At 48.3% G+C, this 12,254-nt stretch carries 8 protein-coding genes; 2 read left to right on the top strand and 6 right to left on the bottom strand.

Going from position 1 to position 12,254, the window contains the following annotated elements:
- Positions 1-723 (bottom strand): YveK family protein, encoded by a 723-nt coding sequence (locus AC1MEO_RS17615; RefSeq protein WP_480332910.1) that lies wholly within the window; start codon positions 721-723, stop codon positions 1-3.
- Between the two features lie 520 nt (positions 724-1,243).
- Between AC1MEO_RS17615 and AC1MEO_RS17610 the strand changes: the two genes are divergently transcribed.
- Together AC1MEO_RS17610 and AC1MEO_RS17605 are read left to right on the top strand one after the other, a co-directional pair.
- Positions 1,244-2,041, top strand: coding sequence for an SGNH/GDSL hydrolase family protein (locus AC1MEO_RS17610; protein WP_480332908.1), 798 nt, complete (start codon positions 1,244-1,246; stop codon positions 2,039-2,041).
- Between the two features lie 15 nt (positions 2,042-2,056).
- Entirely contained in the window at positions 2,057-2,980 is a 924-nt protein-coding gene (locus AC1MEO_RS17605) for an LCP family glycopolymer transferase (protein ID WP_480332906.1), read from the top strand.
- A gap of 1,081 nt (positions 2,981-4,061) precedes the next feature.
- On the opposite strand, the gene AC1MEO_RS17600 is transcribed toward AC1MEO_RS17605, so the two are convergent.
- The 5 genes from AC1MEO_RS17600 to AC1MEO_RS17580 all read right to left on the bottom strand — a co-directional run bounded on the left by AC1MEO_RS17600 (position 4,062) and on the right by AC1MEO_RS17580 (position 12,078).
- Entirely contained in the window at positions 4,062-4,301 is a 240-nt protein-coding gene (locus AC1MEO_RS17600; protein WP_480332904.1) for a hypothetical protein, read from the bottom strand.
- A gap of 200 nt (positions 4,302-4,501) precedes the next feature.
- Positions 4,502-5,662 (bottom strand): glycosyltransferase, encoded by a 1,161-nt coding sequence (locus AC1MEO_RS17595; RefSeq protein WP_480332902.1) that lies wholly within the window; start codon positions 5,660-5,662, stop codon positions 4,502-4,504.
- Between the two features lie 143 nt (positions 5,663-5,805).
- Positions 5,806-6,777 carry a GDP-mannose 4,6-dehydratase gene (locus AC1MEO_RS17590; protein ID WP_480332900.1) on the bottom strand — a complete coding sequence of 324 codons (972 nt, stop codon included), beginning with the start codon at positions 6,775-6,777 and terminating at the stop codon, positions 5,806-5,808.
- A 2,821-nt stretch (positions 6,778-9,598) separates the two neighbouring features.
- Positions 9,599-10,624, bottom strand: a complete 1,026-nt coding sequence (locus AC1MEO_RS17585) for an acyltransferase (protein WP_480332898.1) — start codon at positions 10,622-10,624, stop codon at positions 9,599-9,601.
- Positions 10,625-11,115: 491 nt separating this feature from the next.
- Positions 11,116-12,078: a patatin-like phospholipase family protein gene (locus AC1MEO_RS17580; RefSeq protein ID WP_480332896.1), complete on the bottom strand. Its 963-nt coding sequence runs from the start codon at positions 12,076-12,078 to the stop codon at positions 11,116-11,118.
- Between the last annotated feature and the right edge of the window lie 176 nt (positions 12,079-12,254).

Here is a 12,254-nt window from a genome sequence, read left to right as displayed (position 1 = left end):
CTATCCCGCCCTTCTGCTTGATGTTGTGGTTTGTTCGAGCTTTGCTTCTTCTTTGATCGGTGAAATGACACCGAGCAACGGAACGCCCAGGATGTCTTCGATGTCCTGCTGCGTCTTGATGGACGTATCCAAGTATTCCAGCAGGAATGCGATTCCGACGCCAAGCATCAAGCCGATGACTGCGGCAATGGCCATGTTCAGCATCGGATTGGGTGCGACCGGTGCCGGATTTTCTTTCAGTACAGCGGGTGACAAGATCGATACGTTGTCGACATTCATCAAGCCTGTGATTTCACTTTCGAATACTTTCGCGGTCGTATTGGCGATTTCCACTGCGACTGCAGGGTCTTCGTCCTGTACGGTGACATTGACCACCTGGGAATTTTCAGCGGTAGCGACGGTAATTTTGCTGTTCAGCTGCTCTGCGGACATATCCAGGTCGAGTTGCGTTGATACTTCGTCCAAGATAGCCGGGCTTTTGATGATGACTGAATATGTATTGATCAATTGAAGATCGGTTTGGATGTTCTGGTTGGTCAATTGGCTGGCTTCTGAAGCTTCTTGGTTGACCAGAATTTGAGTTGAAGTTTGATACATCGGGGTCAAGACTAGGAACGACACAACACCTGCGATGGTAATGGCTAAAATGGTCATAAGTGCGATTAACCCGGCCCGTTTTTTCAGGGTTTTGAACAGGTCTTGTAAGCTGATGGTTTCTTCCATGTGGTAAGTATCTCCTTTTATTTTCATATTATTAGCTGCAAAATTGAACCAATTGTCTTCAAACTGCCGATGTTCCGCAAAACAACTCCGCTTTCCTACGGGCTTGCACCGAACTAACTCGGGCTTTGGCCCGAGTGGATTTCGGTACTTCACTATCCCGCGGGAGTCTCCGTTATTTTGCTCCACATCTTTATATCATTTTTTGAAAACAAAGAACAAATAACTCATCGTCTGTAATTGAGTTAGTACCTTAATGCCGGCGTCTCCACGACTGAGCAAAGCTATGAGACGAGTTTTCTTCCCGATTCATGGCGTGAGCCCTGCCCCAAGCGACCGAAGTAGCTTTGCAAAATCCTCGTTCAAACTAACAAAATTTTGGTGCTATTTATAAACAACTTAAAATAGTATAGCATAGGAAAGAGTCGAAAGAACTTCCAATTTTAAAATGTTTTATAGGCTATTAGGATGAATTATGCTATCTTTATTTGTAAGTATAGGTGTTTTTTGAAAGGAGCATTCCATGAAATTGTATAAAATTGGAGCGGTACTTGCTGTCATTATCTGTATAACTGCGCTCGTATTTAGCTACTTAACTTGGCAAAACAAACTGGAAAACGTATTGGACAAACCGCAACAAACGGACGTAGAGGCAAGCAGCACAAAAGAAGCCTCCACTAAAGAGAAACAGGCACAACCGAACAGTAACAATTCCGTGAAATTCGAGGAATTGTCGGCGAACACCGATCGCGCTGTACAGGACTTGCTGATGGACCGAAGCGACAACGGGGAAACGGTTCAGCTATTGATTGCCGGCTCAGCCGCATTGGACTCAGGCGAACCTGGCTACGCGGAACAATTGGCCGCTTCTTTGGAAGACGCTTATGGCAACTTTATCGAAGTTGATATCGTTTCAGTAGAAGGAACTTCCGAATTCCTGTCAAACATCGACTTGTCTGGGGGCTATGATTTGGTGCTGCTCGAGCCGATGACCTTGATGAACAACGACCGCATCGCCATCGAACAGGAGCGCGAACATATCAAAGAGTTTAACGCTATAATGACTGACGAAGTGGCCGATGCTGAGTTGGTGCTCCATCCTCCGCAGCCGATTTATGGCGCCGGCTATTATTTATCGCAAGTTGCCGCATTGGATGAATTCGCAGCGACAAACGGTTATGCTTATATTGACCACTGGTCCGCTTGGCCAGAGACAGATGATGAGTCGCTCAAGGATTATTTGACGGAAGACGGATTGCCGAACACTAAAGGCGCAGAGCTATGGGCAGACGAATTACAGGCGTATTTTATCGCCAACTAAAAGGGGCACAACTTGATGAGCAGAAGAGTTAAAAAGAACAAGAAGAAAAAATGGCCGTGGATCGTGGGGATTCTGGGATTGATCGTAGTTGGCCTGGGCATCTACTTGTTCACGGTTTACAACAGCTTCACCAATACGTTGGAAGAAATCCACGAACCGATTGAACGCGAGGCTTCTGACAAACGCGCAACCGACCAGGCGATCGACTTGAACCAGGAAGATCCATTTTCAGTCTTGCTGCTGGGAGTCGATGAACGCGAAGACGACCGCGGCCGTTCGGATACGGTGGTTGTGTTGACTGTCAACCCGGCGGAAGGATCGACGAAGATGGTATCGATTCCACGCGATACCTACACCGAGATTGTCGGACGCGGCACAACGGACAAGATCAACCACGCGTATGCATTCGGCGGCATCGAAATGTCATTGGCTACCGTGGAAAACCTATTGGATATCCCGATCGATTACGTGATGCAAGTGAATATGGAAGGCTTTAAGGATATTGTTGATGCAGTCGGCGGAGTTGAAGTCACTAACGCGATGGCCTTCGACGATTATGCGGAAGGCACCATCCAATTGGACGGCAAAGAAGCTTTAGGCTACGTGAGAATGCGCAAGCAGGATCCGGAAGGCGACTTTGGCCGTCAGAACCGACAAAAGCAAGTGATCCAGGCGATTATGAAAGAAGGTGCCTCGGTTAATAGCTTGTTGAATTACAAGAGCATCTTCACGGCGCTTGGCGATAACGTCCGCACGAATATGACGTTCGACGAGATGATGGATGTGCAGTCGAATTACCGCGATGCGATCGGCACGGTTGACCAAATTATTGTTGAGGATGGCTACGGAGAGACGATCAATGGCATTTGGTATTATATGATGGACGATGCCGAGCTGGCGGAGATCCAGTCGGCTTTGAAAGAGCATTTGAATATGTGAGATTAAAAAGCGTAATCCTAATAGGGTTGCGCTTTTTTGTTTTGTGAGGTTCGGTAAGTTGTGAATGGTGTAGTAGATTTTTGGGGATTCTATAAGTCGCTTCGGTCGCTCTGGAGTGGGTTCCCACACTAAGCCGGGCAGCTGAATTGCGCTGCCAGTCTTAGTGCTCCACCCACTCCATTGCCGCGCCTCAGCTAGGTGTGGTGGGAATACGCAGCAAACTTTCTGGTTTTGTGGCGGAAAGTAAGAGACTGGTTCTGGAAACGCTCGGCAACGGTGGGACACGCGCCTTCGCTTGGAGAGGAGAATAATATTGAATAGTAGTTTTTGATGGGTTCTACATGACCGAGCGAGGTTTCTATCTCACAGCCAGGCTTCTCTACATGGGAGTTTCGGCTCCTTACATGAATTTCATGTGGAAAATCACAGCTTGTGTGTGAGTGAGGCCTGATCAGAAAGTGTCACTTGCTATCCCCGGCTGTTCGCCATGCGAACAGCTTCCATTCAGGGCTTGAACTGGATGGAAAAGACCACATTCAGGTAGAAGTGGCAAAAATTCCTGTAGAGGGTTGAATGGTTAAGGTAGACGATCCAATCGTTCAGGTAGAAGCCCCAAACAGTCATGTAGAACCCCAAAACATTCAGTTAGAACCCCGAACCGCCTTCCCGAAGCTACAATTCCACAAGTAGCTTCCAGTAAAGAGCACCCTCGTTCAAGTTCAACCCACATAATTGATGCAGAAACTACCGTTTCTGCGAAAGCCCCATACCATTTCAGGACTAGCCCGCTGCCTGGTTTTTCGCACACCCCCATTAGAGAGTGACACTCACTCTTTTTTTTAAAAAACTAGAAGAACGAGCGGAAGGTGGCGACTCCTGGGGGAACCAGCGAAGTGCCGAAATCCACTCGGGCGTTAAGCCCGAGTTAGTTCGGCGCGAGCCCCCCGGAAAGCGTCCACCTGGAGCGACTTCTTCTCCCTCCATTCTTTCTAGTCTGCATTTTTCATCCACAACTCCCCATTTTCCACACAAAAAAGCCCACCCCTGTCGATAAGGGGTGGGCGATTGTGTGGGGATTAGGTTACTGGGCCGTCCGGCTTGTCAGCAAACTCGTCGTTTTTTTTTTAGTATCTCCGAACTTGAGTGTCTTTAGATCATACTTATGAACAAAATGCACAAAAACTTGTCGTGGCATGCCAAGCTGTTTGGCGCCCACGGATGGTCCCACATTGTCCTTGATGTAGAGGTCTTTCATCACTTCCACCAAGGCTTTGTTATGGCGTTGCTCTACTTTTTCTCTATAAGAGTCATACTCCGTCATAAGCGCTTCATCTCACTTCCCAATGATTTGTATAGGTCTTGCGCTATTTTTCTCTACTTATATTCTCATTATAATAGAATCCCCTATGGATTACTAGTCTAAAAGACATGTTTTTAATTGTAAGTTTGTGATATTTACACTAGTTTATTTTATTGTGTAAACTTTCAGCCAATTCCTATTGGCTGAACACGTTTTTTTCCTTAGTGCAGCCTGAACGACAGCCGTTTGGTCTCCGCCTCTTTGATGAAGTTCTCCATTACCGTATCACTTTCGAATTCACGCGCTTTCAAGCGATCCCATTTGGAGGTTTTGCGGTACTCTGTTTCACTCGACAGCAACTTCTCGATTTGTGCCTGGACACTGAACAGCTTGCTCTTCTCCGAAAATGAATCGCCGCTTTCGAACGGCGCCAGTTGATGAAGAAAGCCTTCCGTCATCCCGAAGTGGTCATTGATTTTCGCCGTGATCGCCGGAATGCCGCAGCCGGCCGCTTGGATCAACGGAACGCCCATGCCGACAAAACAGAAAGTGTTCTGCAGCGCACGTTTTTTGTCCGCATAGGTGAATGCTCCGTGCATGAAGATATGGTCACGCGCAGGAGACTCAGCGATTTTTTCGCGCAGATCGTCTTCGCCTTGCCCTGCTCCGTAGATATGATAAGTGAATTCGGAATCCAGCTTGATCAACTCTTCCATGATGTCGACCATGTAATAATTATAGGTCCGGAAATGCGCCAGCTGACCAATAGAGACGATGCGGCGTGAAGAGAAGTTGCCGAAAGTCTTCGACGGTGCACAGAAATCGAGCGGCATCGGGAAGATGGCATTGCCTAAATGTTCTCCGATTGCCTGTTCAGTCACCTTTTTAATGGACGGATTCATGAACAACAATTTATTGTAAAAATTCGGATCGATGAGCTTCAAGGTTTTGACGATCCCACCCACGCTTTCCCGCTTATAGCTTTCCGGATGATAGACGCCGGACAGCCGCTTGGTCGCAGGCAATAGATACGACAAGAGAAACGACAGCGGCCCGAACGAATACACCAGATCGAATTTATTGTCGAAACGCGAACTCCACATTCTAGTGAGGAGCCACATATTGACCGAAGGGTCTCTCGGATCTTCATCAACCACGATGGTCACGCCTTTTAACGACTCGAGTTCACTCAGCAAAGGCCCTCCACTGCTGAACAAGTACAGCGTGACGTCATAGTCATGCGCACTGAGCCATTTGACCATGCGGACCACCAGCATTTCCACGCCGCCCCGCTTCATGTTCTTATGTATGAGCGCAATCGATTTAATGGGCCGTGTCTGGGTTTCGAAGTTTAAATAATCGCTGTTGCCGAATGTAATCATGAAATCACCTCATCCGATGGAATGTGTGCTATTTTTTCGCTGTATAAATGGACTTAGTTCTCTGCCTGCTGATATTCCACAAACCAGTTCCGCTTCCGAGCTCACAGGAGCAATCGTTTTTGCTCTACCTAAAGCGGGCTCTTTTAGTTCAGCTTATACAAGTCTGCGTATTTGTACTTTTTGATGTACCAGTCACAGGTGATTGAAAGCCCCGTTTCGAGCGGGGTAGAAGGTTCAAATCCTGGGATACGCTTTCGCACGATTGGCGCTGCCTTCGAGTGGACAGAGAGATCAGACTGGATAATCAGGTCGTTCTGCGGATTATTTCCCGGGAAATCACGAAGCAAACGAGTGATTTGCTGCGCAAGCTCCCTGTCCGTCAAGCGGGCATTGGAGCCGGTCCTGTAACGCTCGCCCAGGTCTCCCAGATGGAAGACGGTGTCGATGGCTTCGCATAAATCACTGACAAACAGCCAGTCCCGTATCTTTTCTCCCTCTTCTGGAATTTCCAGCTTGCCGTCCAGTGCCTGCCGAATCGCGAGCGGGATGAGTTCGTCCTCCTGCTGCATCGGTCCGAAGATTTCTGGACTGGCGGTGGTGACGATAGGCAATCCGTGTTGCTCGTGGAACTTCTGGATCATTGTATCGGCTCGTTCTTTGCTTTCGCTGTATAGAGTGTTGTTCGAGGTTTCTGCAAGGGACAGATAATGAAAGCGCGATGCGGTATATTTAGGGTTCGGCTCATGCACATCCTTCATCCAGGCGCTTTGTGCGGCATGCAGCAAGTTCATCGTGCCGAGTACGTTGGTCTGTTCATAAAGGCGAATTTCTCCGACCCGCTCCACACTGCGCGTTTCCGCTGCCAAGTGGATGATGTCAGTAATATCATAAAGCTCAAACAAATGGCTGATAGCGTAGGCGTTCCGGATATCGGTACGGTGAAAGGCATAGCGTTCTTGCTGTTCCGGGCAATGGATATTTTCCGGATTGGCCGCTTCGGTGTTGTAGTCGATATTGATAATCTGATAATCCGGATATTTGTTCAAATAATAATGGATCATATTAGAGCCGATAAATCCATGGCCCCCTGTGACAAGTATGGTCTTAGCGCTCATTGCCATTCCCCCTATCGCTTGACTTCAAGATTAGAGGTGAGCACAAAAGCCCTTAAGCTTGTTGCGCCCTCCTGTCTTTTAGACCAAGAATACTTTCCATACTAGGACAATCCAGTTAAAAATAGGTTAAAAGAATTTGTTTTCTAAATATTAAATTATTATACCTCGAGTTTGGATAATTTGCATTAGTAATTATAATAATTTACAGACTTTAGTTACACATTTTTATCATATAGTCGTGACTAAATGTATAATTGGAAATTTTTTGTTGTTATTTATTTGTTTTAGGGTGCAATTTTATTTTCTTGTATCAGTTTATAGGACTTTTTATTTAGTTCGAAAAATAAGCGTTTTTTATGGGGGTCTGGAGCGTAGCGTGGAGGAAGAAATCGCTCCAGGTGGACGCTTTCCAGGGGGCTTGCGCCGAAATCCACTCGGGCTTGGCGCCCGAGTGGATTTCGGCACTGCGCTGATTCCCCAGGAGTCGCCACCTTCCGCTCGTTCTTCTAGGTTTCTTCCCATTTATAAAGGGTGTGTGGGAGTGAAAGCGTCGCTGGTGTATGGAAATGAGAAGATAATAAGAAAGCGATCTGTACATAGTGCTTTTCGCAGGCGAAAAGCGGGCATCTTGGAGGAGCGAAGCGGATCGCTCTTGGTTTTGGGTTGTGGGAGCGAGTGAGCGAGGGGTGGATCGCTCTTACCTGAACGTTTCGTGGTTCTACCTTCAGCATATGGGTTTCTACATGAACTCGTGGAGCGGCTACTTGAACGTGCCAGTTCTATAGCTGAACCTTTTCCACTTCTACCCCAATGCCACCTGTTTCACCCAAGTTCAAGCCCTTGAATGGAAGCTGTTCGCACGGCGAACAGCCGGGGATAGGGAGCGGCACTTTCTGCTCAGGCCTCACTCACACACAAGCTGTAATTTTTCTCATGAAATTCGTGTAAGGAGCCGAAACTTTCATGTAGAGAAGCGTAGTGGTGAGGTAGCATCGTCACCTTCTATGGTAGAAACCTGAAATGTTGAGTTAGAAACCTCAATGGTTCTTGTAGAACCCCCGAAAAGATGATTCTTCAATCCTTTTTTTCACACTAAGCGAAGGCGTGTGCACCACCGCTGCCGAGCGTTTAAAGAACCCCACTCTCCCTTTCCCCCCCACACACCACAAGTTTGCTGCGTATCCCAACACCCCCAGCGGCAGGTGCGTCCAGGAGTGGACGGAGCGATAAGACTAGTAGCGTACTTCAGCTACTTGGCTTATCGCGGGAGTCCATTCCAGAGCACCGGAGCGACCTATAGAACCGCACAAAAACTATTACTCTCCAAGCGAAGGCGCGTGCACGTGCGCTGTCGAGCGTCTCCAGAACCACTCTCTCCATTCTCCCCACACAAAAAAAGGTTCACTGCATATTCCCCAATACCCAGCGGCAGGCGCGTTCCCGGAGTGGGTGGAGCAATAAGACTGACAGCGCACTCCAGCTGCCTGGCTTATTGTGGGAACCCACTCCAAAGCGCCAGAGCGACTTATAGAATTCCGCTAAAACTATCACTCTCCAAGCGAAACGCTGCCTGGCTTATTGCGGGAGTCCATCCCAGAACACCCGAGCGACTTATAGAATCCTAATTGTTAGGCTGACCACTGGCACCCAAACAATATAAAAAAGAAGAGTGCATCACTCTTTACCGGAGGAGTGTGAAAAACATAGGCAGCGGACTGGTTATGAAGTGGTATGGGGCTTTCGCAGAAACGGTAGTTTCTGCATCAATTTGTGGGTTGAACTTGAACGGGGGTGCTCTTTACTGGTAGCTGCTTGTGGAATTGTAGCTTCGGGAAGGCGGTTTGGGGTTCAACCTGAATGTTTTGGGGTTCTACATGACTGTTTGGGGCTTCTACCTGAACGATTGGAGCGGCTACATGAATGTTACAGATCTATAGCTGAACCTTTTGCTCCTTTTCCTGAACCTTTTCCACCTCTACCTGAATGCCACCTGTTTCACAATAGTTCAAACCCATGAATGGAAGCTGTTCGCACAGCGAACAGCCTGGGAATAGAGCGTGGCGCTTTCTGATCAGGCCTCACTCACACACAAGCTGTGATTATTTCCTCAAATTCATGTAAGAAGCCGAAACTTTCATGTAGAAAAGCGTAGTGGTGAGGTAGAAACCTCGCTCAGTCATGTAGAACCCATCAAAAACTACACTTCAATATTAATTCTACTCTCCCAGCGAAGGCGCGTGCATCACCGCTGCCGAGCGTTTTCAGAACCACTCACTCTCTTTATCCACAAAAACAGAAAGTTTGCTGCATATTCCCACACCACCTAGCTGAGACGCGGCAATGGAGTGGGTGGAGCACTAAGACTGGCAGCGTAATTCAGCTGCTCGGCTTAGTGTGGGAACCCACTCCAGAGCGGCGAAGCGACTTATAAAACCGCAAAAAAACTATCACTCTCCCAACGAAGGCGCGTGCACCACCGCTGCCGAGTGCTTCCAGAACCACTATCTCCCTTTCCCCCACACACTACAAATCCGCCGAATATACCCCATCACCCAGCGGCAGGTGCGTCCAGGAGTGGACGGAGCGATAAGACGAGTAGCGTACTTCAGCTGCTTGGCTTATTGCGGGAGTCCATTCCAGAGCACCGAAGCGACCTATAGAACCTTTATGTACTCCCACCACTCTCCCTAGGTGGCCTGGCTTCTTGTGGGAACCCACTCCAGAGCGGCGAAGTGACTTATAGAATCCTTATTGTTTGGGTCCTGGCACCCAAACAATAAAAACCAGCCCTCTCTATAAGAGAAGGCTGGTTTTGCGTTTTCTATGGGACCAATCGATTGACTACCGGCAGCTTTTGCATGGCCAGGATGATGACGAACGAGATGGCGAATATCAGGACCCAGACGAGCGGTACGCTGATGATCGGGTTGAATGTGGTTTCATTGAGCCCGAAGAATTTATTCAGGTAAATCTGGACGAGCGGATGGATCACGTAGATGCCGAACGTAGCCGTGCTGATCCGTGTGATTAGGGCATTCGGTTTGATCTTGTGCGCCATGTGCTGGAAGGCGATGAAGATGAACAGTGTAATAGGCAATGCGTTCGGCCGGTAATGCTCGTAGAAGAAATCATCGAATTCGCCGATTGGCGTGCCGGTGTTCAAATAATAAGTGCTCCAAAGCGTTACGAAATAGCCGATGGCGGCCAGTATGCCAAGTGGCGTCAGGTATTTTTTCGGAACCGGGTAAAGCACGAGATACGCTCCCAGCAGGAAGTAGCCGATATACGGTTGGAACAATCCGGCATCTATGGCGATTTCAAAGTCGAAGAATTTCGGCAGGAACGGCAGGAAGCTGGAAAAAAGGATCCACAACAGCAAAAAGGCCTGGAATGTTTTCTTGTCCATATGAAGCACCAGCAGCTTCAGGAACGGCGCCATGATATACAGGCCGGTGATGATGTACAGGAACCACAAGTGGTAATAGATGTCGTCGGTCAGGAACTGGACCAGGATTTCATAGGCGGTATAGGATTCGCCCAGCTCGTAAATATTGTACAGCGTGTAGATGAAACTCCAGAAAATCAACGGAATGACGACTTTCGACAGCCGTTTCCGCAGAAACTCCCCCACACTTTCCTCTTTGGCACGCGTCAGCAACAAAGCACCGCTGAGCATGAAGAACATCGGAACGCACCAGCGCAGGCCCGAATCCACAATATTGGCGAAATGCCAGATCCAGTCGTCAGTGGTGGTGCTGTTGATGATTTTCGATACTACATGAATGCCGACTACTACGAAAATCGACAAGACACGCAGCCAATCCATATAGTCATACCTTCTAGCCATATGGCGCAACTCCTTCTTCTATATATGTATGATGTTTTGGTGAATGTTCTTTCACGATTTATGTTGGAAAGATATTCCGCAAGACAGCTGCGCTTGCGGGCCCACAGGATGCGGGTCATGCAGTTGGTGCGGCAGGACGTCGCGGTGCCAACTGCCAAGGGCGTCTCCGCCGTTTTGCTCCATATCTTATCTAGCGCGCTTTCAAAGTGAAGCTTCTTGTTATGGATCGTTGTCTCCTGGATAAATAGAGAACATCTTATGGCTGCAACATTATAGAAGAAAGTGCGAAAGGCGGCGACTGTTCTAAGTAAGCTAGTCGCAAAGACACTAGTCGAACGCCCTTCGGCCAATGTCTTGTCCGCCTGAAGCGATTTCTTCAACCTGAAACCACTCCACTTTTAAGCACCACAACTTTATTTCCCTCCATCATCTTAGCCTGTTGCGGCGGTTTGAACTAATACGAATTGATTACATCTGTGTGACAGAGGGTTTTATTCCATTAATTGCTGGCATAGTTTGCGGATGTCTTCGCGGTTCGTGTCGAGCAACTCCCGGCCGAGTTCGACCAGCGCGTTGAGGTTCGCTGCCGAGCCGTCGTCCAATTTTTCCGTGCCTTTTTCCACCAATTCGATTTGGAAACGGTAATAGCGCTTTGCGGCTTCCCGTTCCGGCAGGACAAAGTTCAACTGGTGATGGACCACGTCAGAGCTGCCGTCCATCAGGATGTACCAGAGCGGACGCGCCCAACCGAGCAAGCCCCATTTTCTGACGTCGCCGAATTCGATGGTCAGCTGTGGGTTTCCGGTGCCGAGCGATACGACCAGCAGATCTTCGTCATCCGGAAAAATCTCTTTTGCTTCGGCATAGGCGCACATGGCCGGGTTGTTGGCGAAGACGCCGCCGTCGATAAACGTCGCATCCGGATAGGCTTGGATCTTTTTCGGTATAAAATACGTTGGTGCTGCCGAGCCTGCGCGGGCGACATCGCTCATTAATACATCCTTTTCGATCCTCTTGATGGTCACGTCCCGGCTTTTGAAAAAGGCCGTAAAGCGCCCATGAATTTCATAGCTGGGCACCACGACATTCGTCAGGGCTTCAGAAAGCATCGTCTGGCCGAAATATTTCTGCAAGGATTTTTCAAGTGTCCGGGCATGGTAACGCCGCGCGAAAAGGCCTCGCGTTATTTTGAAAAACAGCGATTTGTCGAAAATTTCATGGGATTCCTCTAAATAAAACCCAAGAAATTGTTGGGCTGCATAGCGCGGCTCTGTGGCCGCTTGCCTGTCCGGCGCAACCAGTCCGAGCGCCAGAATCCCCCCAGTCGATGCCCCGACCACCAGATCAAACAGCTCGGAAATCGGCTTTCCAGTCTGCGCTTCGATTTCTGCAAGGACCATTGCCGGGATGATGCCGCGTACGCCTCCGCCATCGATAGACAGAATCTTCTTCATCCTTCCACCTCTTTTCTGAACTTTCCGATTTATTTTATTGTAAGAAGTTAATGGTTTTCTGTCAAAATTGGTGAGTAAATGTTATTGCAATCTAAGTATTCTTATTATTGAGATAGTATATTATTTTTTTAATAAAAAATTGAGCACCCAGCATCTTATACCCGATATAAAAATGG

It is taken from the genome of Planococcus sp. BI3, assembly GCF_056680115.1.
This window is presented reverse-complemented; position numbering and strand designations above follow the sequence as displayed.

What these genes read in the sequence shown, in the direction of transcription:
- AC1MEO_RS17615 (WP_480332910.1), bottom strand. Translation starts at nt 723, where the DNA reads ATGGAAGAAACCATCAGCTTACAAGACCTGTTCAAAACCCTGAAAAAA.
- AC1MEO_RS17610 (WP_480332908.1), top strand. Translation starts at nt 1,244, where the DNA reads ATGAAATTGTATAAAATTGGAGCGGTACTTGCTGTCATTATCTGTATA.
- AC1MEO_RS17605 (WP_480332906.1), top strand. Translation starts at nt 2,057, where the DNA reads ATGAGCAGAAGAGTTAAAAAGAACAAGAAGAAAAAATGGCCGTGGATC.
- AC1MEO_RS17600 (WP_480332904.1), bottom strand. Translation starts at nt 4,301, where the DNA reads ATGACGGAGTATGACTCTTATAGAGAAAAAGTAGAGCAACGCCATAAC.
- AC1MEO_RS17595 (WP_480332902.1), bottom strand. Translation starts at nt 5,662, where the DNA reads ATGATTACATTCGGCAACAGCGATTATTTAAACTTCGAAACCCAGACA.
- AC1MEO_RS17590 (WP_480332900.1), bottom strand. Translation starts at nt 6,777, where the DNA reads ATGAGCGCTAAGACCATACTTGTCACAGGGGGCCATGGATTTATCGGC.
- AC1MEO_RS17585 (WP_480332898.1), bottom strand. Translation starts at nt 10,624, where the DNA reads ATGGCTAGAAGGTATGACTATATGGATTGGCTGCGTGTCTTGTCGATT.
- AC1MEO_RS17580 (WP_480332896.1), bottom strand. Translation starts at nt 12,078, where the DNA reads ATGAAGAAGATTCTGTCTATCGATGGCGGAGGCGTACGCGGCATCATC.